Source organism: Paenibacillus sp. NPDC058367 (assembly GCF_042723305.1).
GTDB lineage: Bacteria > Bacillota > Bacilli > Paenibacillales > Paenibacillaceae > Paenibacillus_AQ.
The window spans coordinates 793,649-816,262 of record NZ_JBHXIZ010000003.1; the positions used below are offsets into that span (position 1 = coordinate 793,649).

The window sequence follows — 22,614 nt, forward strand, 5'->3', positions numbered from 1 at the left end:
GAATCGCCTCGATACAGATCGAAACCTAGAGTAACTAGTCTCATTTACGTAGGCGATTCAAAATGGTTTCAACTTTTCGAGCAACGTACTCGATTTCTTCAGTAGTATTACCCAAACCGATACTAAATCGAATCGCAGACTCTAAAATATTTTGGGGAAGTCCCATTGCTTTCAGAACATGAGATATTTCCAGGGATCCTGAGGTGCAAGCCGAACCACTTGCTGCCGCAATCCCCTCCATATCCAGGTTCATCAGCATAACATCTGTCCCAGCCCCTGGGAAGCTCAAATTCAGAATACTAGGCAAAAACTCCTCGGTATTACCGTTAAGCGAGTAACGCTCCCGTCCAATCAGAGTATCCAACTCCTCGAGTAGTCTACTGCGTAGGAGCTTCATATTCTGTTGACGTTCTGACAGATCCTTAACCGCTATTTCAACGGCTTTGGCAAACCCAGCTGCTCCTGCTAGATTCTCTGTTCCGGCACGTCTGCCGCGCTCCTGAAGGCCGCCATGAAGTCTTGGATGCAGTGGCGCTCCGCTTCGAACGTATAAACCACCGATCCCTTGAGGCCCATTGATCTTATGAGCAGTAAAGCTCATGTAATCTACTGGAAGCTCTCGGAGTGTAATAGGGAGTGCACCTAGAGCTTGTACAGCATCTACATGGAACAGAATTCCCCGTTCTCTAGCAAGCTGACCGATCTCCTGGATAGGCTGAACGGTGCCGACTTCATTATTGGCATACATTACGCTGATCAACACCGTGTCTTCCTGCAATGCAGCCTCTACGTCTGTAACAGATACCCTACCCGTCGAATCCACAGGGAGATAGGTAACTTTGAAGCCTTCCTTCTCTAGCTCTTCGCAGGTATGTAACACTGCATGATGCTCGATCTGGGTGGTGATAATATGTTTTCCTTTATGGGAAACTGCAGCTGCTGCTCCATAGAGTGCTAAATTGTCACTCTCGGTGCCGCCTCCAGTGAACACCCACTCGTCAGGTGAACAGCCCAAAAAGGCGGCGATATTATCGCGCGCCCCGTTCAATATTCTTTTAGCTGAACGCCCGAACTGATGTACACTCGATGCATTTCCGTATTGTTCTGTCATTATATTCAGCATGACCTTAGCCACCTCGGGATGAACCGGGGTTGATGCGGCGTGGTCCAAATAGATGGATTTCATATTCATTTCTCCGCTTCTAGAGTATAGGAAACTAGTTCTTCTAAAAATATAAGAAGGTATAAGTTTCACATTATACATTATCCTTATATTTCTCGCTTAAACGCTAACCGTCCTAAAAAGGACGCCGAAGGCGTTTATACTTGGAACTATTAAATTATACCGCGCGAGAAGTGAGTTTTCCACAAGCGAAAGAACACAATATTGTAATCATTTCCCTATGAAAGCTAGGATTATAGTAGCCAGTTCTCTTCAGAGGTTACCTCAATGCCATTTTTTCTAAGTAAAGCTGTAGTAACGCCGTTTCCGGCTATTTTCTTCCCTTTGAATTCCCCATTATAAATCATACTGCTGCCGCAAGAAGGACTGTTTTCTTTAAGCACTACCATCGTAGCTGATACCTCTTGGGCTTTTGCAAGCGTAATATAAGCACCCTCTAAATACATATCTGTAACATCTGTACCTGATCGATCCACTACTTTAGCCGTCCCTGCCAGCACATCCTCGCCATTCCCACCAATGATTTCGGCTGGTTCTCTAGGCGTTGAGAATCCCCCCAGCAACTCTGGACACACAGCAATCGCTTGATTCTCATTCAAAAGCTTCTGAATTTTCTCATCCAAACAATCCGTACCATTATATCTCACCTTCATGCCAGCTAGACAAGAGCTTACCAAAATCACCAATGAGCACCTCTTTCTTCATTCATTCCGCTTCGTTTATAATAAGAAATATTCCGAGCATAACATGATGAAATTAAGCTGTAAACGGAGTGAACTTCTAATCTACTGACTGGGGAGTGTAAATAATGTGCGGACGCTATACAATAACCGTCACTATGGAAGAGTTGATGGTCAGATATTTTGCGAATGATTCAACCATTATCCACTATTCCCCTAAATATAACGCCGCGCCCATGCAGCAAATTCCGGCAGTCATTAATACAGGTTCCAGCAATAAGCTCGGGGAACTGCGTTGGGGCCTGGTTCCTTCATGGGCAAAGGATGACAAAATCGGCAATAAAATGATCAATGCCCGGGCAGAATCGCTGCTGGAGAAACCTTCTTTCAAGCGCTTAGTAAGCTCACGCCGCTGCATCATCCCATCTGACGGCTTCTACGAATGGAAGGTGCAGGGCAGCAGCAAACAACCCATGCGGATCATGATGCGCGATGGAGGTATTTTCTCTATGGCCGGATTATATGATATTTGGATGGACCCTGAGGGTAATAAACTAAGTACCTGCACGATTATAACGACTACTCCGAACGAGCTTATGGCTGAAATCCATAATCGCATGCCGGTTATTTTGAAGCCTGAGGATGAGACAGAATGGCTGGATCGGGGCAATCAGGACACCACTTCTCTAATAAAGCTCCTGAAACCGTATGATCAACAACTAATGCGAGCCTATCCAGTTTCCACGGCTGTCGGAAATGTTCGGAATGATGCAAAGGAATTAATTGAAGAGGCACAGAAATAGAAGGATAATTTATAACGTAAGCATATAAATTCTTATATTAAAAAACATCTTAACCCTGCGGCATAACCGCAGAGTTAAGACCATCGACGCTCGATCTTAGACCGGCGTCTCATCAATTGATGAGACATCTGGAGAAATCTATCCGCATACAGCCCGGAGGAAAGATTGTTTCGAATATGCCATTCGCCATTCATCCTAATTCTGTCCCGCAGTGCTGGATCATGCATTAAAGATAAAGCAGCATTCACAGCTTCATCCAGCTGCCCTCTTGTGTATATTTTTCCAGTATGATTATTAATGACAAGTCTCCGAATGCCATCCGAATCCGTAGTAAGAACAGGACAACGACACAACATTGCCTCGGCTACGGCGTACCCAAATCCCTCGAGAATAGAGGTGGAACAGAGTAGACCACCCGAATCACCAATAATGCTCATATAATCTGCCATTTGCCCGTGAGGAACATTGGAATGCGAAATCAAACGTGAGGAAATCCCAGTCTCGGCTACAAATTGTTCGAAGCTCTCTTTTTGCTCCGGCTCAAACAAAGTATCGTCCTGAAAAATCCATAAATAAAGCTCAGGATGGATCGCCAGCAGCCGTTGTCCGATTTGTAGAAATTCTCTCCAGTTCTTATTCGTTTGAATTCGTCCCACCCAGCCGAGGATGGGAAAGCTTTTTGCGGGATAATTGGTATATCCAAACTGATCGCAATCGATCGGATTGTCAAAGCAATATTGAGGAATAGATGGAAATCCACCTTTAAAAAGCGTCTGCAAATGGGTGGTTTCTGGATAGAGCAGTGCATCGGTTAGCTTGTGAATCCGCTCATTAAAATTACTAATAACTTGCTCCGCTTCATCTAAGGTCCCCAATCCCTGCACCTCAAAAACAAGCGGCCCCTTGTAACCAAACCCTCTGAACCGCTCCGCTAAGTAAATATCCGTACACACTACAATCAAGTCAAAAGCTTCCCGAGTGAGCAGTCCCCTGATCTCGTCATCATTATTGGTAATATAGGTTTGAATATTAGGGATATTTTGCTGCCCTTTTCCAGGGTGTGTGTACAGCAAATGACACTCTACACCGCGATCATGTAATGCTTGGCAGCGCACTCGGTTCAGGGTCTGCATGCCGCCGCTCGGGTTGAAGAAGGTGAACAAAATCTTCATTACGATCACTCATTCACATATTATTTTAGGAAAAATAGATCTTCAACAAATCATACAAGTCTGTGCTTCGAAACAGCTCATTATAGTAGTGATTTTTAGTCGATGGGACATGTCTATGCCGGAATCCAATCAAGCTATGATCATCTGTATAATAATTGGAGATCGTGTCTCCACCGGTAGTAATCAAAGCCTCCAGCATGTATTCAATATCGAGTGCTCCAATGAAAATCTTGGGACCTAAAACTATCGTGTAGGGAGTGGCCAAGTGCTCTAGCGCTCCACAAATCGCGTGCGACTCCACAACTCCTGGCATGTAAACAAACTCTGTTGCAGGATGAGGGATTGAACCTATTAGAACAGATGGTTGACCCGTAAGGGATAAATCCAGCACCCGACACTCATAATTGCTATACGTCTGTTCATACAAATTCTCTATCCTCGCTATTTCCTCCGCACCAGCATTTACTACAGGAAATAAAACGGTAATCATAGGACGAATCCCTCTACGGAATCGCGCCTGATGGCGGGTCAAGTGGTACGTATATCTCCATCTCCGATGATTTTCAGTGGAATGTAACTGTGCAGATACACTAAAGGTAGAGTCCACGCGATAATTCACCAGCTCCACGGGGATAAAGCGAATATCACAATGTTCAGCAAGTCTCAGCCAGTAATCATAATCCTCCACCGGCTCCATTCCGTACCCCCCAACAAGCTTCGCAACCTGCGATTTGTACATGAAAGAAACACCAATAAGCGAGTAATCCAGCAATCTCTCTTTGGGCTGTGACTGGTAATTTCGCTGAGTAGCTAGCTGATGCTCGTTATGAAGTAGGTTTCCCTCGTTATCTATACTTTGAAAAGAACTGTACACGATTCCTAGCTCCTGCGGCCCCTTCACTAGTGCACCTCGAAGGATTTCGAGAAAACGGGGTTCATAAACATTATCGCTGGAGACCCAGCTCAAATACTGAATACTGGGTTCGCTAAATAAAAGATCAAAGCCCGTATTCAGCGCATGTGCAATACCCCTGTTCTGTACATAAGAGATAATAGTTACCCTTGGATCCTCGGCAATTATTGATCTCACAAGCGGTTCCATATCTGGCGCACCATCAATTACAATGATCAGTCGAAATTCGGTGAAGGTTTGGCGCAGAACAGACTCCAGAGCTTGCCGGAGGAATTCCGGCTTTTGGGTATACAAAGGCATAACTACTCCTACATCCGCCATGATTTTTACCTCTCTCTACATTGGAGTATAAAATTAGTATATTTAAATTCCACCTTTGTGCCTGTGTGAATGCCTCTAAGAGCTTTTATTGCGCCTAAAAAAAAGAAGCAGCCACCCAATTCTCATCGGTGGCTGCTTCTTGATTTCCCAAAAATACTGTTATACAGGTAAAGAAAGTGCAGTAATCTCCGTTAATTCAGATTGAAGCACTCTTTGTTCTGTAACAAGATTTCCGAACTCGTCCAATCCGTACATGGAGCACACCACATTAGCCAATGGATAAGGACTACTTACCTGAACCTCGTAAGCGACATTCCCTGCAATGAAGAACTCTCTGATATCAGAACTCATTGCTGGAACATAATAACCTGTGACATAAAGCGGTGTTAGTGCAAGCGTTGAATACGGAACGCCGAAAACTTCGACGATCATCATTGCACTCGCGTTACTTGTGTTGCGAACGCTGACCACTACATTACTTGCTGCAGTACCAGTAGCTCTCGTATTAGTAATAAGACCTGTTGTAAAAGCCATTTCCATCACTCCTCCCCTCATTTTCTATCAATTTATTCAGGATTAATTTGTAAGTTGCGAGGCAAGAGGAAGGGGAGATTCATGGAATAATAGCATACCTCTCATATTTCCAATTTCCGCGATTTTTCTGATTCCCTTGTCCAAACACAATGAATCTCAATTCATATATATATAGCAAACTAATAAAGAGGTGAAGCTCATGGCAACAACAACAGGCATCATTACGAACACAGGGACTACCCCAGCATCCAACGTGGTCATTAATATCGATAATGACAACCTTAGTTTTTCATCTAACGTAGTCTATCACGTTTACGTATGGAATACCTTGGTTAGTAAAGGTTTAGTCTACTCCAACTCATTAAATGTTAATGCGAACACCAGCCAGTTTCTCAGTTTTAATATCGCAGGCAATTCAGCTTATGAAGTCCAATTTCTCGTAACTGGAAACGCACCGGCAGACACGATTATCACGGTGTTCGGAACGGATTCGTCAGGAAACGTCATCCCCCATCAAAGAGTGCTGCAATCCGAACTTACTTTCATAGCTCAGCTGAACCCGTAAGTACCGAAAACTCTATGACGAAAGGAGCTTTGCATGGTTAATATTCAACTTTCGCCGAGCACAAGCACTCAATTCGAGCCCACCATCGCGGTAAATTGGCTTAATCCTTCGGTTATGGTCGCCGTAGCTGTAGATCTTCGAACAGGCCCTCCCAATATAGGTTTGTACAAATCTATTGACGCAGGTGCCACTTGGACAACAACGTTATTACCGTTACCGACAGGATTTGCAGGCATCGAAGCACCACATATTGATTATATTTTTCCGACCACGTTCGTAGTATTGGCTCACGCCTTCGATTCAGATGGTCTCAGCGGGTCGATCGTTTCCTATACCTCTGTCGACAACGCCTCTTCATTCGGACCGCCAGTCATCGTGAATCAAGGGTTTGGACAGTTTGTGAATGATGACCAGGTGGTCGTTGTCACCGACAAGGCTGGATCAAGTCCCTTTTTTGGAAATGTATATACTGGTTATACGCATGATTACAACACACAATTCATACCAGGAAATACGATATTCTTCAATCGTTCCCTAGATAGCGGTAATACTTATTTCAGTCCTGCCCTGCTGTCTTCGGTCGAAGAATTTGAAGAATTCCCCGGTATAGCAATTACATTAAACGGGATTGTTGTCGTGGGATGGATCAATCAGCCTCCCGGTAATACTGATCTTAAAATTCGCACATCCCCAGACGGCGGGGTCAGTTTCACCCCTGAAACCATGGTCGCCAGCGTTGTAGTCCCACCAGATCCATTGCCGGGATATACATTTAGATGTCTGACATACCCTTCCCTCGCAGCGGATATTTCTAATGCACCGACGACGCAAGGTAATGTCTATGCTGTATGGCAAGATTTTCGAGAAGGTTATTCCGATATTTTTCTTGCTACTTCCACCAATTTCGGTGTGGATTGGGGTACACCAATCTCCATTACGGGCAGTCCAGCGGGCTCCCAAAACTTTTTCCCAGCCATCACCGTGTCCCCTGCGGATGGCGCAATATTCGTTACCTATTACACTAATCGAGTCAATCCCCTCAACCTTGATGTTTATCTAGCTACATCTAGAGATGGGGGGATGACGTTTACAAACACCCGTATAACGACAACTTCCTTTGACGTCACCGGTATTCCCCTAATTGGGGACTACATCGGCAATGCCATTGTCCCCCAAACAGGCCGTCTAGTGAGCGTATGGACGGACACGCGGACCGGTACTGAGAACATCTGGTTTGGTGATAATCAATAAGCTATTAATAAACTTCTGATGATTAATTAAAAGGATGCCGAACGAATATAGGGCATCCTTTTTTTTGCGTAACGAGAGTAACCTGGACCTTTCTCCCGGTAATCGAGATGACAAGCTTCATTGACTACTTTTCCCATTAAAAAAGCCCCCAAAAAGGGGGCTTAAACATCGATAATGCTATAACTTTAAGTTTTTTATTCCAAATACATTAACTATATATAGAACATATAGTTGTCAGCCAAGCTCTCTTCTTTATAATTAATCAAGTCATGAAGAGTCGTGGAATCTAGTACGTCGGCGATGCTATCGCGAATACGCAGCCATAAATCGCGTTTTGCTGCATCATCTTCTTCAGTAAAATCTACTGGAGAAATTGGGCCCTCTAGCACACGAATGATGTCACCCGCTGTGATAGCACTAGCCTCACGTGATAAAATGTATCCACCGTATGCACCACGAATACTTTTTACCAGTCCTGCGTTACGCAGAGGAGCAATTAGCTGCTCCAGATAGTGTTCAGAAAGTCCATTTTTCTCAGCGATACTCTTAAGTGAGGTCGGTCCTTCACCAAATTTCAGTGCAAGCTCCATCATAATTGTTAGTCCGTAACGTCCTTTGGTTGATATTTTCAAAGGGGCACCTCTTTCGGTTTAGTGTCTAGTTATTGTATACTATTGATTCGGTAAGTCATGCGTTTGTCATATCAAGGTATTCCGATGATTACTCTTAGTTTATGTTATCATATTCGAAGTCACAAATGAAATGGCAAACGAAACATTTTGCAAGAATGTTCACCCCTGGTGGACATTTTTCTATTCTCAGCCTCTTATTTTAGGCTTTACAGTAGACAGGTATGTTATAATACATTTTGAGCCGGGTGTTCCATGAATGACCGGTATTTTGGGTACAGAAATGGTGATTACGATGACAAAAGCAAAACAAGACACCCGTGTCGTCGTCGGCATGTCCGGAGGGGTCGATTCCTCCGTCACGGCGCTTCTGCTCAAGCAGCAGGGCTATGACGTCATCGGCATCTTTATGAAAAATTGGGACGATACCGACGAATTCGGAGTATGTACAGCCGAAAGCGATGCAGAGGATGTTCGCCGCGTATGCGAGCAGATTGATATTCCTTACTATACCGTTAATTTCGAGAAGGAATACTTCGACAAAGTATTTTCGTATTTCCTCGATGAATATAAGGCCGGCCGGACGCCGAATCCAGACGTCATGTGCAACCGAGAGATCAAGTTCGGAGAGTTCCTGAACAAAGCCCTTCAGCTTGGCGCCGATTATGTAGCGACTGGACATTATGCGCGTGTTATTGAAGAAGATGGAATGTACAAGCTGCTCCGCGGTGTAGACAACAATAAAGACCAGACCTATTTCTTGAATGCGCTGGGACAGTATCAACTGTCTAAAGCAATGTTCCCGATTGGTCATCTTCCGAAACCGGAAGTCCGGAGAATTGCCGAAGAAGCCGGACTCTATACTGCCAAGAAAAAAGATAGCACAGGCGTTTGCTTCATCGGTGAGCGTAACTTCCGCGAATTTCTCAGCCAGTATCTTCCAGCACAATCGGGTGATATGGTAGATATAACAACTGGAGAAATCAAAGGCCGCCACGATGGACTTATGTACTATACATTGGGTCAACGCCAAGGCCTTGGCATTGGTGGCTCCGGTAACGGTGAACCTTGGTTTGTAGCCGAAAAAGACCTTAGCCGCAACATTCTTTATGTAGTTCAAGGAGACAAGCACCACAGCCTGTACTCCACTAGTCTGATTGCCTCCGGTGTAAACTGGATTAAAGGGCAAGAGCTAGGTCTTGAGCCTCTAAAATGCACCGCCAAATTCCGCTATCGCCAGCCTGATCAGGGCGTGACCCTTACAGCACGGGAAGACGGAACGATAAACGTAGACTTTGATGTTCCACAAAAAGCGATAACACCTGGCCAAGCCGTTGTCTTCTATCTCGGTGAGCAATGTCTCGGTGGCGGAACGATAGAATATGCCGAGAAGGTTGTTCCTTCAGCGCAAGCTTAAGTGTATTCTATAACTTACAACATTAACTCTAATATACGAAAACACAAGAAATAGCTGTAGTATGTACTGTTATATTACATTCTTAGCTCTAACATTTAGGTTTTAGTTGCATGAAATACAACTAACCGACTTTGAAGCGAATAATAACCAAATGAACGCTTCAAATAGAAATAAACAAACAGCAGTTCAGGAAGCTCTCCCTGAACTGCTGTTCTGTGTTGTTTCTATTTACTGAGCTACTGCAGCTTTATCCGCAGAAACTGCGATATCATTATAGTAAAGTCCAGTTCCATCACCAATCGCATAATTCAGGACACGGTTGTTAACTGGGACTACTACTGCACGATAAAGTGTTGGGAATACTGGAATTTCGTTTACCATGAGCTGTTGCCACTCTTTATAGATCTCTTTACGTTTGTCTACATCAAATGCAGCCTCGGAAACCCCTTCGGCGAGCAAACGATCATTCTCTGCACTTGCATAACGAGGGAAGTTATAGATTGCATCTTTACCGTATAGACCTGTTGGGTCGACGTCAATCCCTACACCCCAAGCGCCTTGATACACATCAACGGTAGGATCATCCTCACCATTTTGACCAATACGATCATAGAAGGTATTAAACTCTACCATTTCCAAAGTTACATTCAAGCCAATTGCTTTCCAGGATTGTACATAATATTGAGCCAGCGGTTCAGCAATGTCTCCACCAGTCATCGAAATGAAATTAATCTTCAGCTCGCTGCCATCTGGATTCGTTCTAAATTCACCATTAAGCTTATAACCTGCATCATCCAAAATTTTCTTGGCGGCTTCTTGATCGTAAGCTACACCCGGATTAGTAGCATCATGGAATTCCGGATGGGAAGGTGGAATTAAAGTTGTCGCATTCCAGCGAAGACCATTATAGAATTTCTTACCCACTGTATCATTGTCTACAGCAGCCCACATGGCTTTACGCAGGTTCACATCCGCCATTTTAGCTTTAGGATCGGTAGCAACGACTTTTTTCTCTGCATCCCATTTCCCCAGCTTAAATCCAATATACGTATAAGCACGGTCTATCGCACCCAGGAATTCAACGTTTGACATCTTTGCATTATCCGGGAATTGATCAACAGGGAAGGAATCCACTAAATCAACTCCACCAGATTTCAACTCCTGTACAATCGTTGTAGGGTTGATAACCTTCAGAATTACCTTATCCAGTTTAGGAGCTCCACGCCAGTAATCGTCATTCTTAACGAATACTACAGATTCACCAGGAATAATACTTTCCACTTTGAAAGCTCCAAAGCCAATCGGCTTTTGACGTAATTCAGGAGAAGAGGAAATTTTGGCAACATCCATGCCACCAAAGATATGTTTGGCTAACGGATAAATCCATACCCCACCTGTTAACAGAGAAGGTGTAGATTTCAGATAAGTAATTTGCAGTTTCTTATCACCCAGCACCTTAATTCCAGAAATGGTCTTGGCCTTACCGGAGTGGTACTCATCCATACCTTCAATATTCGTAAAGTCAGAACCATAACGTGGTCCATCATATTTCGGATTACCAATAACCTCATGCGCGAACAACCAATCTTCTGCTGTTACTGGCTTGCCGTCCTGCCAGTTCACATTGTCGCGAATCGTAAAGGTAAAGGTACGTCCATCCTCCGAGACTTCATACGTTGCTGCACCATCATTTGTATATACATAATCTTTATCCCATGTTAACAAACCTTCATCAAACCAATTCAACACTTGTGCATCCGGATCTCCGGAATAGAAGTTCCAGTTCAAAGTACCTTCAAATGGACTGTCGGAAACGAGACCAAAAGTAATCGAGCCTCCATCAATAGCTTCACCTTGATTTGTCTTAATGTTACTGAAATCTTTAATGTTATAAAGTCCGTCTTCTGCTTCAGGTGCTGCCGTCGCTTCTGCGGTTTCCGCAGGAGCACTGGCACTTGGTGCTGCTGTTGACTCAGCCGCTCCGTTGTTGTTCTTGGAGCCACAGGCTGCAAGGGCGAACAACATTACAAACATTAATGAAACTAGTAGTGCCTTTGAACGGATGGGTTTTCTCATTTAATCATTTCCTCCCTTATTATCCTTTTCTTTGTCTTGCGTCGGTCGCACGTTTGAGCGCTTGACCCACATTATTTATACTCAACATCAACACCAAGATCAGCAGTGATGCGGGTAACCAGATCCACCATCTGAACTCAAGTGTCTGCGGATTTCTCGCATAGCTCACTAGAGTGCCCAGACTGGGTGTACTTTCCGGAAAACCAAAACCTAGAAAGGATAGGCCTGATTCCAATCCAATATTAGCTGCCAAATTCAAAGTCATCGTGACGATAATGATTGAGCTTAAGTTTGGCAGCACTTGTGAGAACATAATTTTAAGATTGGAGGAACCTAATGTCTTTGATGCCTGAACGTAATCGAGTTCCTTCTCTTGTAGCGTTTTGGAACGTATTAACCTGGCAATCCCCATCCATAGAAAGGCAGTCATGATAAAGGAGAAGGTTAACGTATTGTATTTAGGAACTGCACTTACAAAAGCTATAACAATCATTAGAAAGGGTAGAATCATGAAGAAATCTACAACACGCATCGAAATATTATCTATCGTTCCCCCAAAGTATCCAGAGAACAAACCTACTAGAATCCCAATGATTCCCGTAAAAAAAGTAACCATAAAAGCAATCGACATGGAATTTCGTGTGCCTATAATTAATTGACCGAATACATCCCGCCCTCCATAATCGGTCCCCAGCCAATGTACAGCCGAAGGCTTCTCATACAGTGCGAACAAGTCAACCGTAACAATCTCTTTTTGATCTAAAAATAAGGAAATCCCATAAACGGCGGCAATAATCGTAAATAGGAAAATCAGTGAGACCAAAGCCAGTTTATCCCGCACGATCTCACGCCAAACAATCCTGAAGCCTGATGGACTTTTATCTGTTTCCTGCAGCAGAGCTAACTCTGCGCTTGTCTTTGCCATTTTATTCACCTCAAAGTGTTCATCTTCTTATTTAATCCGGATACGCGGATCTACGATACTTAAGATAATATCTGATAACAACGCACCGACGATGGCAGCAATCCCATATAGAAGAACGAGAGCCGTTACTACGCTGAAATCCCGAATTGTTATCGAACTGAGGAACAACATACCCATACCCGGATAACTAAAGATGCTTTCAACGAACACCGTTCCGCCGATCAGTCCAGTAATCTCATATCCGAAAAATGCAGCAATTGGCAGTAAGGAATTTCTCAATATATGTCGATTGTAGACGCGCGACTCTGAAGCACCTTTTGCTCTTGCGGTGAGGATGAAATCCTTTTGTTTCGTATCAATAATCTCATTCCGCAGGTATTGTACTGTCCCCACCGTTGCAATCAGCGCCATTGATAACGCGGGCAGTAGCAGATGATAGAATTTACTCCAGAAGTGGCTTAGTGTACCCGGAACTTCTCCAGGACTAACACTGCCGCTAGTAGGAAACCAATGAAGATGAAATCCGAAGAGCCATACCATTAAGAGAGCGAAAATAAACAATGGTGCGGCAAAGCCAATATAGGTGTATCCAGTAATGAGGCGATCCAGCCATGAATCGTTATAACGACCGCTAGTAATACCAAGTGGAATAGCAATAAGGTATGTAAGGATCAGCGTGACAATCGCCAGCCAAAGTGTATTCATGAGGCGTTGACCGATAAGCTCTGATACAGGCATTTTGAAACGGAAGGATTGACCAAAATCACCTTGAATCGCTTTAGTGATCCAATCCCAGTACTGGATGTACCACGGATCATTTAAGCCTAGTTTTTCTCTCATCGCATCGATGGCCGCAGGATCAATATTTGGATCAAGCATCCCTGATAACGCATCTCCCGGCATCGCCTTCGCCATTAGAAAAACAAGAATACTTAATAGAAATATTTGAGGAATCATAATAAGAATTCTACGAACAATAATCTTCCACATATTCTCAACCTTTCTCAGGCAAGGCTACCAGATGAGTCTCGGAAATGGATTTCAATGGATAAGGCATGCCTTGTTCATCAAAATAATTCCGGTGCGCTTGTTCATATTCCAGACTTACTGATTTTCTAAACTCCGTCTGCTTCTCTCTTTGCTTAGGATCAATATCAGGAATGGCAGCAATTAGACGTTTGGTATAAATATGGCGAGGATTGTCAAAAATATCTTTAGCAGTCCCTTGCTCCACATGACGTCCTTTATACATAATCCCAATGTGATCACACATATGCCTAATGATTCCGAGATCATGACTGATGAACAGAAACGTAAGATTCAGTTCTTTTTGAATATCCTGCATAAAATTGAGCACCTGTGCCTGTACGGAAACATCCAGCGCAGAGACAGGTTCATCCGCAATAATCAACTTCGGTTTGAGCGCAATAGCTCTTGCAATACCGATCCGCTGCCGTTGACCGCCTGAGAATTCATGCGGATATTTAAGAATATTTTCAGGGCTTAATCCAACCTGCAAAAGCAATTCCTGCACACGTCTTTTTTCTTCGCCCGGAGACATCTTTTCGAAATTACGTAAGGGTTCAGCAATAATATCCAGCACACGTTTCTTAGGATTCAAGGAAGAGTACGGATCCTGAAAGATCATCTGAATGTCCTTGCGGATATTTTTTTGCTTACGTACACCCTTTGAAGCCAAATCCTGTCCTTCAAAAATCACACTGCCTCTAGTAATAGAATTGAGTCCAATGATTCCACGACCAGTAGTCGTTTTACCTGATCCGGATTCACCAACCAAACCGTAGGTTTTGCCTGCTTCAATAGTAAAACTAACATTATCAACTGCCTTGACTACGCCAATTTCCCTTCGAAAAACGCCGCCGTGGATTGGAAAATGAACTGCTAAATTTTTAACCTCAAGAAGTCCCATTGTAGATTGCCTCCTCGTTAGTATCCGGGAAATGAAAGTTATTATGGCAGGTGCAGCGAACAAAATGCCCTGGAGCTACTTCATGCAGCTGCGGATTTTCCTCATGCTCCCATTCCGGAATCCAAGGTGTTCGGGCCGCGAAACGGCATCCTTTACGCGGAAGATTCTGTAATGGTGGGACAATTCCCTGAATCACATGAAGTCTAGACTTCTCTTCTTTAACGGTTGGAATGGAGTTCAACAAGGATCTTGTATATGGATGCTTCGGATTAGACGTTAACGTATAAATATCTGCGATTTCTACGATTTGCCCGGCGTACATTACCGCAACCCGGTCAGCCATTTCACTGACAACCCCTAGATCATGGGTAATTAAAATAATGCCTGCTTGCATATCGTTTTTTAATTTTTTTATAAGTTCAAGAATTTGCAATTGGATGGTTACATCTAGTGCCGTAGTCGGCTCATCGGCGATCAAAAGCTTGGGGCCGTTGGCAATCGCAATAGCAATCACAACCCTCTGCCTCATTCCACCAGATAATTCGTGGGGATACTGCTGATATGTATGTTCGGGACGGGAGATTCCAACCTTGGTCAAAAGATCAATGACCTTCTCTTTTCTTTGCTTCTTCGAAAGCTTGGAATCATGCAGGATGAGTACTTCTTCAATCTGTGAACCGATAATCATGAGTGGATTTAATGCGGATAAAGGATCTTGAAAAATCATGGACATTTCTTGACCGCGCAGCTTGTTGAGTGCAGCAGGAGACATAGTAACGATATCCTGACCCTTGTATTTGATTTGTCCGTCTATTTTGGCCCTTGTGTGCAATCCCATAATTGAAAAGGCGAGCGCACTTTTTCCTGAGCCGGATTCTCCAACAATGGCAAGAATCTCATTTTTGCGAACGGACAGGGTAACATCGTCTACTGCAGCATAATAGTCATCTACGATTCTGAACGATGTGGACAAATTCTTAATTTCTAGTAATTCTTCGCTCAAATTAATCCCCCTAACGGCAAAAGTTTCAAAATTTACCCAATGAAATATTATGTAAATTTTGATATAACAGCATTCTTTTCATGAAACATATCAAACATCGACTGTTATGATTATTAACACCATTAAGAATAGTACAAGTACTTCCATCGGAATTAAAACTTGTTTCTCCGTAACTTTGTAGTTCATTTTAATTAACTTATGGTAAATTATCAATCTTTTCCTATAAAAAAAATTCGTTCATGTGATTAAAAGTAACGCAGACAACAAAAAAAACGGCTCTAGGCCGCCTTTTTTTGGAATAAATATTTTTTTGTGTTACATTAAATTTATTTGCTTATTAGCATTAAAATGGAAGATACTACAGTCACTGGTGGATTATTGTTCTCGTCGGAGTCGTTGGTTATGACGGATTTTAATTTCATTCCCTTGCTCGGTCGCTTGATAAAAGACACGCTGAGAAATCTCCTTAGGCAGATACTCCTGCTTCACATAATGCCCCGGAAAATTGTGCGGATATTGATACCCTTCATGCCCTAGAGCAGTAGCACCTTTATAGTGTGTATCACGTAAATGTAGCGGTACCTCGGCGGATTTAATCTCATCCATACTCGCCATTGCATTTGAAATAGCAGTATAGACGGCATTAGACTTCGGACTCTCCACCGCGAAAAGAATGGCTTGCGCAATGTTCAGCTTCGCTTCTGGCCAACCGTTATTTCTATAGGCTTCAAGCGCACTCACCGCTTGGACCATAGCCTGGGGATTAGCTAAGCCGATATCCTCACTGCTCGCTGCAATTAGTCGACGAATAAAAGTCATCGGGTCCATCCCCAATTTCTCTACCGCATACAGAAACCAGAACAAGGCAGCATCACTAGAACCTCGAATGCTTTTGTGAAAAGCAGATAGAACATCATACTGCGTCGATTCATCTGCCTTCACAATGGGGCGCCGAATCGACTCTTCCGCCACCTCCAGCGTGATATGCACACTCCCGTCTACCTCTGGAGCAGTAGTTAACGCTGCAAGTTCCAGAGCATTTAAAGCCCGCCTGATATCTCCATTAGCCATGGTAGCAATATGCAGTAATGCTTCTTCATCGACCTGAAGCTCCATGAATCCAAGCCCTCTATCCTTGTCTGCTAAAGCTCTGCGCATCGCGACCAGACTGTGTTCACTCGTTAGCGCCTCTAGCTGAAACAAGGTAGAACGGCTCATAAGTGCTCCGTTAACGTAATGGAACGGGTTCTCCGTAGTTGCGCCAATAAATGTAATGGTACCTTTTTCTACTGCTGGCAATAGCGCATCCTGACGTGAACTGTTAAACCGATGTACCTCGTCCAGAAAAAGAATCGTCTTAGAACCGTAAAGTGTTTTATTATTTTGAGCTCGTTCAATGACCTCCCGCACATCCTTCACAGAAGCCTCCACCGCATTCAGGCGTACGAATTCACCTTGTGTGTGATGAGAAATGATATGAGCTAATGTTGTTTTGCCACATCCAGGAGGTCCATAGAGCAAAATCGAAGAGACCTGGTCTGCCTCGATCGCTCTTCGCAACAGCTTTCCCCGGCCTATGATATGTTCTTGACCAATATATTCATCCAGATTCTCCGGTCTCATTCGGTCCGCAAGCAACCGTCCGCTCCCGTTGTCCTCTCCCATAGAAAATAAATCCATAACTCCACTTCCTTGCTATATTCTTATAAAAGCCAATGTACATCTCCCATTATCATACCATAGACTTATTTTTCACAAAAAAAATAAAAAGAGCATGATCTCGTCTTAGAAAGGCGGGAGCCATGCTCTTTTTTCAAAATATACGAAAGTATAGGTTCCACGCTATACTTTATCCTTATTATTTCTCGCATAAACGCTTACCGTCCTTATAGGGACGCCAAAGGCATTTATGCTTGAACTGTACGCTAGCAATTTATTGCCAGCCGCATTTTTGATATGATTTTTCGAATGCTCTCTTCCGACAGATGATACTTCTTCTGAAGCTCTGCTACGGAATCGCCTTTTCGATGACAACTGAAAATTTCCTCATTGCGGTTTGCTATCTCTTTCCTCGAACCGCTGTTCTCGCCCCATCTAACCCGCTCTTCCGTTTTCTTCGGGATGTAGAGCAGTTCACCTTGGATGTATCCCTGAAGCTCTTTGAGCAAGCCAGGGGGGAGCACATCCTTCCCATTTACATAACTCAACTTGCATTTCCTCCTTCAACAGGTGTGTTCCTATGCGTCCGTCAACTACTGATAAAGTAATTTCCACGTCACCTGCCTCCTTTCTTCTCCTCATATTTGGAAAAATCCGTAATTTCATTATATAAAAACCTCTTGGTAGCGTCTACATTCTAATTCACATTTCGTAATCCTAATGAATAATCGGTACATATATCTCATGTTTTGAAATAAGGAGGCCTTACGGCCTCCTCGCTTTAAGCGGGTTTCCGTCTTAGACGGAAACCACCTCGTATACTGAAATCATTTCACTCAGCCTCCTTCCAGAAGTGTTCTTGCCCGGCCGGACACTTATTATTAAGCCATACCCGTAGGGGAGTTACAAGTTCAAAAACAGTTATAACTGTTCTCCACCAGACTTAGTTCCCCTCAGAATCGCTTTCAACCGCCGTTTGCACATAGGAAGGCATTTCCCCATTATGGAGTAACCACAGCTCGTGAAGCGCTCGTGTACAGCCTACATACATCAGCTTCGCATCCCATGCTGTCGCTCCGTAATGGTCTTGATCGGCATCTGCTAAGATGACCGCATCAAATTCCAAACCTTTAGATAAATACACAGGTAGTACCGATAATCCACCCTGATATTGCGTCATACTACCGTCGATCAGATGAATATCTTCAAAATGCTGCTCTAGTTCAGCGTACAGCTCTGTGGCTTCACGTAGACTACGTGTCAGCACAGCCACCGTACGATATTCCCTTCCAGACAGGGACTTCAGTGCCGATTGTATAGTACTCAAACGAGCATTTCCTTCAGCTTCCCGTTCTCCGACTATTTCTCCGTAGGAGACCATCCGAACAGAGTCACCACTACGAAAGACAGGAACAGCCAACAACGAACTTTCTACTCCCGAGGATAGAATTCCATTAGCAAAGTCTATAATTTCCATGGTTGAACGATAGCTGCGTGTCAACGCATGGTAAGCCGTGTTCTCAGGGGCAAATAAGGTCTGCATCTCTTCCCATGCGTGTACGCCTTTATAAGCGTGTATACCCTGCGACAGATCGCCTAGAATGGTAAAGGAATGTCCACGCACGTATAAATCCAGCACGGCAATTTGGAAGGGGGAGAAATCCTGGGCTTCATCGATCACCACATGATCAAAACGAGCGCCGCCTTCGTTCCCATTCAAAAGATAATAAATATATAACAGAGGTGGTAAATCCTCTTCACGTATAATCCCTTTTTTCAGCTCTTTTGCCGTTTCCTTCAGCACAGCTGCTGGAATATTCTCAGGTGGATCCACCGGCCAATCTTCCGGGACTTTAGCCGCACGAAAGATTTGCTTGTAGATCGTCAGCGGATCATACTTAGGCCATTTTGCACTGTATGCTTTTTCTCGTGCAGCACCTTTTTTCTTGCGATCCTTCATAGCTGCAGCTGAAGGACTCTTCTTCAGCTCCATCTCAATCCAGCGATGTATCCGTGCCATTACACGTTCCTTACGCTTCGCTGGCGGATAAGGAGCGTACTCCTCATTATGCCAGCGCAAGATCATGGAGCGGCGCAGTACAGCACCTTCCCATGGGATAAAATCACCCTCAGGTACCGAGCTGCTTTCCAATAGCTTGATGCTGGACTCTATTATTCCCATCAACACCGTAGAACCCTTGAAGCGTCCAGGTGTCTCTTCTGTAATCACAGGCATGCCGCCCGGAGTTTCGAACCAACGATTCATCGTCTCCGTAGCATCTTGCTCTGGAAGCTCCAGACCTAGTACATTTGCAGCCCAATCCGGGAAGGTGCTCTGGGCAATATTTCCTACACCAAGTTCAGGCAGTACATCCGAAATATAATCCAGAAACATTCGGTTCGGTGCAAAAATAATCATTTTTTCTGCAGAGACCTGATCTTTGTATTGATACAGCAGAAAGGCTAAACGGTGTAGTGCAACTGTAGTTTTACCACTTCCCGCTACGCCCTGTATGATCAATGCTGTATTTTTGGCGGCCCGGATAATCTTGTCCTGTTCCTCCTGAATGGTCGATACGATATCGCGGAGACGATTATCTTTGTTCTCACCCAGGCGATAGACGAGAAACTCATCTGACACCACAGGTGCGTCACTCTCCCGGTTGTACGTATCTGCGACGCGCTCCAGAATCTGCTTCCGGATCACCACGTTGCGCTTTAGGTATACCAGTCCTTCTATCAGCCCCTCAGGAGCTTCATAAGAGGCAGGCTCCGTACCACCGGTAAACGAATAGAACAGGCTTGCTACCGGTGCGCGCCAGTCGATGACTAGCGGACGGTCGCTTACCTGCTCGCGGTCTACGCCGATTTTGCCTATATAGAGTGCCTTCCGCTGCTTCTCATCATTGCCCTGAAAATCAAGCCGTCCGAAATAAGGCTCCTGCCGAAGCTTGGCAAGATCTTTGCGCTTCTGATCACGGTTCGCTTCTAACACCTGTTCCGTATAATCATGTCCCGTGTACACCGGAGTCTGGTTAAGTTTCTCCAGTAAGGTGTCAATCTCAGTAAGCGCTTGATTCAGCCTGTCTTCTTCCTCTTGATAGGCACTTTGAAAGTTGTCTTCCAATTTCAGTTACCTCCTAAAAGTTTATCGAGCTTAAATTTTCATTCTCCTCATTCCCTCTTCTCACGCAAAAAGGATACCCATTGTAGCATAATCAGCACTAAAATACCAAATCTTTCAAGCGAACATACGACTACAGCACAGCTTGCAAAATAAAGTTAGCTACAAATAAACCCGCAATCCCATACAGCGCAGGAGGTACTTCCTTGCCCTTGCCCACCGCAAGCTTCACGATCGGATAAGTAATAAATCCAAAAGCCATACCATCTACGATGCTATAGGTGAATGGAATCATGACCATGATTAGGAAAGAAGGAAAGAGCTCTGTTAAATCTCCCAAGTCCATTTCACGCACATTCTGTACCATAAGCCCACCGATTACAATCAAGATCGGAGCGATAGCACTATCTGGAATGTAGGAGAGCAGAGGGAGGAACAGGAATGTCGCCCCGAACAGCAGCCCTGCCACGAGTGAGGTCAGTCCCGAACGTCCACCTGCAGCAATACCTGCATTAGATTCCGCAGCGGCTACTACAGGACTGCTTCCGAAGAGACCTGCAGCGATATTGGCAATAGAGAGTGCTCGTAAGCTACTCTTGAAGCGCTCAGGACGCCCTGCCATCATAGTCTGTGAGGCGACTAGCCCAATATTTTCAAATACAACAATTAAGAGCAGTAAGAAAACAGCAATCCAGAACACAAGGCTCACTATGCCGCTCCAGTCCATTCCCAGAAATAAGCTTTCATATCCCGTAAATACATGACCGGATGCCTGCTTCTCAGGCGCGTGAGCCGCTCCCAGCAAGTAGGCTAGACCTGTACCAACCAGCATACTGATAAGCAAACCACCGTTGGTCCCACGGATAAACAGTACTAAAGCGAGTAACAAGGTTACACAGGAAGTGATAACTGCTGGATCGCTAAAATGTCCTATAGCAACAAACGTGGTCTGATGCGCAATCACAATCCCGCTTTTTTGCAGTCCTATAAAGGTCAGAAAAAGCCCTATCCCGACTGTAATGGCATGCTGTAGGTTTTGAGGAATCGCCTCACTTAGAATACGATAAAGCGATGTGAAGGCCACGATAGCGAATAACACACCGGTTATTACAACTACAGTAAGTGCCTCTCTCCAACCTAAATTCATTGAATGTACAAGTGTGTATGTGAAAAATGCGTTTATCCCCATCCCTGGTACCACGATGATTGGTGTCTTCCCACCAAAGGCCATCAGTAGACAGCCTGTAATGGCAGTCAATAGTGTAGCCACCATTGCTGGTCTAAGCGGCATACCCGCGTCATGAAGAATGGTCGCATTCACCATTACAATGTATACCGAAGCAAAATATGAAAGGATCCCTGCAGCCCACTCCCGTTTCCAGTCATTCTCAGGTGCAAGCCCTACACTATTTCGCCAAAAATTTGTTTTCATGTACAAAAACCTCCACTGATATTAAGTTCCGCAGGCGGATATTACCCGGATAATAAGGCTTATAATCAACAGTTCATCCCGGTTCAACTATTATGCCTATTTGTGGTCTGCATCTTGCAGACCCGCCTGTTAACCACAACAAAAGGGCGTACGCAACTGGATTTCAGCTGGTCGCCCTTTTGGTCCATTTTACTACTACTATCGCTATAATTGAAACAGCTTCAGCTCAGCGATTCACTTACACGCTGACGCCTCCAGCCTCAAGCAAATCACGCACGGCAACACTGACCATGATCAGGCCTGCTACCGGCGGAACGAAGGCGTTACTAGCTGGTGGTTGTTTCGCTTTACGTCGATCCGGCGCATTCTCCGGAACGATCTTATCCGTAACATCCTGACGTGGCTTCATTGGCGGCTCCGTAGAGAAAACCACCTTCACGCCTTTCTTAATTCCTTCCTTACGCAGCTTCTGACGAATGACACGCGCAATAGGGTCATAAGTTGTCTTGGAAATGTCCGCTACCTGGAATCTTGTAGGATCCATTTTGTTGGCAGCGCCCATGCTTGAGATCATTGGAATTCCACGGGACAGACATTCTTTGATTATGTGAACCTTATAAATAATCGTATCCGAAGCATCAAGTACATAATCAGGTTTTAATTTGAACAATTCCTCATAGGTTTCTTCCGTATAGAACATGTTGAGCGCAATCGCTTCGCATTCCGGATTGATCAGCTTCACACGGTCTACCATCAGTTCAGCCTTCTTCTGCCCAACCGTAGTTGTGAGTGCATGAATCTGGCGGTTTACATTGGTGATGTCTACAGTGTCCTTATCTATCAGAATCAGTCTGCCGATGCCGGTACGCGCCAAAGCCTCAACTGCTATACCGCCAACACCACCGATGCCAAGCACCGCTACCGTGCTGTTCTTCATTATTTCCAGACCTTCCGGTCCGATCGCCAGTTCCGTGCGTGAGAACTGATGTAGCATGAG

At 44.4% G+C, this 22,614-nt stretch carries 20 protein-coding genes; 4 read left to right on the forward strand and 16 right to left on the reverse strand.

What is annotated here, in order from left to right; genetic code table 11:
* Window positions 1-40: 40 nt before the first annotated feature.
* Window positions 41-1,186, reverse strand: a complete 1,146-nt coding sequence (locus tag ACFWMP_RS20380) for a cysteine desulfurase family protein (RefSeq protein WP_379424574.1) — start codon at window positions 1,184-1,186, stop codon at window positions 41-43.
* A 230-nt stretch (window positions 1,187-1,416) separates the two neighbouring features.
* Window positions 1,417-1,866 (reverse strand): 2-thiouracil desulfurase family protein, encoded by a 450-nt coding sequence (locus ACFWMP_RS20385; RefSeq protein WP_341129594.1) that lies wholly within the window; start codon window positions 1,864-1,866, stop codon window positions 1,417-1,419.
* Window positions 1,867-1,991: 125 nt separating this feature from the next.
* On the opposite strand from ACFWMP_RS20385, the gene ACFWMP_RS20390 reads away from it, so the two are divergent.
* Window positions 1,992-2,666, forward strand: coding sequence for an SOS response-associated peptidase (locus tag ACFWMP_RS20390; RefSeq protein WP_379424575.1), 675 nt, complete (start codon window positions 1,992-1,994; stop codon window positions 2,664-2,666).
* Between the two features lie 74 nt (window positions 2,667-2,740).
* Here the strand turns inward: ACFWMP_RS20390 and ACFWMP_RS20395 are convergent, their stop codons facing one another.
* The 3 genes from ACFWMP_RS20395 to ACFWMP_RS20405 form a co-directional block, all read right to left on the reverse strand.
* Window positions 2,741-3,838 (reverse strand): glycosyltransferase family 4 protein, encoded by a 1,098-nt coding sequence (locus ACFWMP_RS20395; protein ID WP_379424576.1) that lies wholly within the window; start codon window positions 3,836-3,838, stop codon window positions 2,741-2,743.
* A 25-nt stretch (window positions 3,839-3,863) separates the two neighbouring features.
* Complete coding sequence (locus tag ACFWMP_RS20400) at window positions 3,864-5,072, reverse strand: glycosyltransferase family 2 protein (RefSeq protein WP_379424577.1); 1,209 nt, start codon at window positions 5,070-5,072, stop codon at window positions 3,864-3,866.
* A 159-nt stretch (window positions 5,073-5,231) separates the two neighbouring features.
* Window positions 5,232-5,606 carry a hypothetical protein gene (locus ACFWMP_RS20405; protein ID WP_379424578.1) on the reverse strand — a complete coding sequence of 125 codons (375 nt, stop codon included), beginning with the start codon at window positions 5,604-5,606 and terminating at the stop codon, window positions 5,232-5,234.
* A 199-nt stretch (window positions 5,607-5,805) separates the two neighbouring features.
* Here ACFWMP_RS20405 and ACFWMP_RS20410 point away from each other — a divergent pair, with 199 nt between their 5' ends.
* Both ACFWMP_RS20410 and ACFWMP_RS20415 read left to right on the forward strand, forming a co-directional pair.
* On the forward strand, window positions 5,806-6,171 hold the full coding sequence (locus ACFWMP_RS20410) for a hypothetical protein (protein WP_042191062.1): 366 nt from the start codon (window positions 5,806-5,808) through the stop codon (window positions 6,169-6,171).
* 33 nt (window positions 6,172-6,204) lie between these two features.
* Window positions 6,205-7,422: a sialidase family protein gene (locus ACFWMP_RS20415; protein WP_379424579.1), complete on the forward strand. Its 1,218-nt coding sequence runs from the start codon at window positions 6,205-6,207 to the stop codon at window positions 7,420-7,422.
* A 212-nt stretch (window positions 7,423-7,634) separates the two neighbouring features.
* On the opposite strand, the gene cymR is transcribed toward ACFWMP_RS20415, so the two are convergent.
* Window positions 7,635-8,054 (reverse strand): cysteine metabolism transcriptional regulator CymR, encoded by a 420-nt coding sequence (cymR, locus tag ACFWMP_RS20420; protein ID WP_042191066.1) that lies wholly within the window; start codon window positions 8,052-8,054, stop codon window positions 7,635-7,637.
* Window positions 8,055-8,346: 292 nt separating this feature from the next.
* On the opposite strand from cymR, the gene mnmA reads away from it, so the two are divergent.
* Window positions 8,347-9,468 (forward strand): tRNA 2-thiouridine(34) synthase MnmA, encoded by a 1,122-nt coding sequence (gene mnmA / locus ACFWMP_RS20425; protein WP_042194388.1) that lies wholly within the window; start codon window positions 8,347-8,349, stop codon window positions 9,466-9,468.
* Window positions 9,469-9,696: 228 nt separating this feature from the next.
* Here the strand turns inward: mnmA and ACFWMP_RS20430 are convergent, their stop codons facing one another.
* The 10 genes from ACFWMP_RS20430 to ACFWMP_RS20475 all read right to left on the reverse strand — a co-directional run bounded on the left by ACFWMP_RS20430 (window position 9,697) and on the right by ACFWMP_RS20475 (window position 22,611).
* A complete protein-coding gene (locus ACFWMP_RS20430; protein WP_379424580.1) occupies window positions 9,697-11,544 on the reverse strand; it encodes an oligopeptide ABC transporter substrate-binding protein in 1,848 nt (615 codons plus the stop codon).
* Window positions 11,545-11,563: 19 nt separating this feature from the next.
* A complete protein-coding gene (locus tag ACFWMP_RS20435; protein ID WP_042191070.1) occupies window positions 11,564-12,469 on the reverse strand; it encodes an ABC transporter permease in 906 nt (301 codons plus the stop codon).
* 27 nt (window positions 12,470-12,496) lie between these two features.
* Complete coding sequence (gene opp4B, locus ACFWMP_RS20440; RefSeq protein WP_042191072.1) at window positions 12,497-13,459, reverse strand: oligopeptide ABC transporter permease; 963 nt, start codon at window positions 13,457-13,459, stop codon at window positions 12,497-12,499.
* Window positions 13,460-13,463: 4 nt separating this feature from the next.
* Window positions 13,464-14,399, reverse strand: coding sequence for an ABC transporter ATP-binding protein (locus ACFWMP_RS20445; protein WP_379424581.1), 936 nt, complete (start codon window positions 14,397-14,399; stop codon window positions 13,464-13,466).
* On the reverse strand, window positions 14,386-15,402 hold the full coding sequence (locus ACFWMP_RS20450) for an ABC transporter ATP-binding protein (RefSeq protein ID WP_042191077.1): 1,017 nt from the start codon (window positions 15,400-15,402) through the stop codon (window positions 14,386-14,388). The genes ACFWMP_RS20445 and ACFWMP_RS20450 overlap by 14 nt, the downstream gene beginning before the upstream one ends.
* A gap of 375 nt (window positions 15,403-15,777) precedes the next feature.
* A complete protein-coding gene (locus ACFWMP_RS20455) occupies window positions 15,778-17,082 on the reverse strand; it encodes a replication-associated recombination protein A (RefSeq protein ID WP_076284834.1) in 1,305 nt (434 codons plus the stop codon).
* Between the two features lie 245 nt (window positions 17,083-17,327).
* A complete protein-coding gene (locus tag ACFWMP_RS20460) occupies window positions 17,328-17,609 on the reverse strand; it encodes a CD3324 family protein (protein WP_042191081.1) in 282 nt (93 codons plus the stop codon).
* A 395-nt stretch (window positions 17,610-18,004) separates the two neighbouring features.
* On the reverse strand, window positions 18,005-20,188 hold the full coding sequence (locus ACFWMP_RS20465) for a HelD family protein (RefSeq protein ID WP_379424582.1): 2,184 nt from the start codon (window positions 20,186-20,188) through the stop codon (window positions 18,005-18,007).
* A 130-nt stretch (window positions 20,189-20,318) separates the two neighbouring features.
* The gene (locus ACFWMP_RS20470; RefSeq protein WP_379424583.1) at window positions 20,319-21,617 is read right to left on the reverse strand and encodes an NCS2 family permease; all 1,299 of its coding nucleotides are present in this window, start codon (window positions 21,615-21,617) and stop codon (window positions 20,319-20,321) included.
* A 238-nt stretch (window positions 21,618-21,855) separates the two neighbouring features.
* A complete protein-coding gene (locus tag ACFWMP_RS20475; protein ID WP_042191088.1) occupies window positions 21,856-22,611 on the reverse strand; it encodes a tRNA threonylcarbamoyladenosine dehydratase in 756 nt (251 codons plus the stop codon).
* Between the last annotated feature and the right edge of the window lie 3 nt (window positions 22,612-22,614).

What these genes read in the sequence shown, in the direction of transcription:
- ACFWMP_RS20400 (WP_379424577.1), bottom strand. Translation starts at nt 5,072, where the DNA reads ATGGCGGATGTAGGAGTAGTTATGCCTTTGTATACCCAAAAGCCGGAA.
- ACFWMP_RS20380 (WP_379424574.1), bottom strand. Translation starts at nt 1,186, where the DNA reads ATGAAATCCATCTATTTGGACCACGCCGCATCAACCCCGGTTCATCCC.
- ACFWMP_RS20435 (WP_042191070.1), bottom strand. Translation starts at nt 12,469, where the DNA reads ATGGCAAAGACAAGCGCAGAGTTAGCTCTGCTGCAGGAAACAGATAAA.
- ACFWMP_RS20405 (WP_379424578.1), bottom strand. Translation starts at nt 5,606, where the DNA reads ATGGCTTTTACAACAGGTCTTATTACTAATACGAGAGCTACTGGTACT.
- ACFWMP_RS20455 (WP_076284834.1), bottom strand. Translation starts at nt 17,082, where the DNA reads ATGGATTTATTTTCTATGGGAGAGGACAACGGGAGCGGACGGTTGCTT.
- opp4B (WP_042191072.1), bottom strand. Translation starts at nt 13,459, where the DNA reads ATGTGGAAGATTATTGTTCGTAGAATTCTTATTATGATTCCTCAAATA.
- ACFWMP_RS20430 (WP_379424580.1), bottom strand. Translation starts at nt 11,544, where the DNA reads ATGAGAAAACCCATCCGTTCAAAGGCACTACTAGTTTCATTAATGTTT.
- ACFWMP_RS20390 (WP_379424575.1), top strand. Translation starts at nt 1,992, where the DNA reads ATGTGCGGACGCTATACAATAACCGTCACTATGGAAGAGTTGATGGTC.
- ACFWMP_RS20410 (WP_042191062.1), top strand. Translation starts at nt 5,806, where the DNA reads ATGGCAACAACAACAGGCATCATTACGAACACAGGGACTACCCCAGCA.
- mnmA (WP_042194388.1), top strand. Translation starts at nt 8,347, where the DNA reads ATGACAAAAGCAAAACAAGACACCCGTGTCGTCGTCGGCATGTCCGGA.
- ACFWMP_RS20470 (WP_379424583.1), bottom strand. Translation starts at nt 21,617, where the DNA reads ATGAAAACAAATTTTTGGCGAAATAGTGTAGGGCTTGCACCTGAGAAT.
- ACFWMP_RS20395 (WP_379424576.1), bottom strand. Translation starts at nt 3,838, where the DNA reads ATGAAGATTTTGTTCACCTTCTTCAACCCGAGCGGCGGCATGCAGACC.
- ACFWMP_RS20475 (WP_042191088.1), bottom strand. Translation starts at nt 22,611, where the DNA reads ATGCTACATCAGTTCTCACGCACGGAACTGGCGATCGGACCGGAAGGT.
- ACFWMP_RS20445 (WP_379424581.1), bottom strand. Translation starts at nt 14,399, where the DNA reads ATGGGACTTCTTGAGGTTAAAAATTTAGCAGTTCATTTTCCAATCCAC.
- ACFWMP_RS20415 (WP_379424579.1), top strand. Translation starts at nt 6,205, where the DNA reads ATGGTTAATATTCAACTTTCGCCGAGCACAAGCACTCAATTCGAGCCC.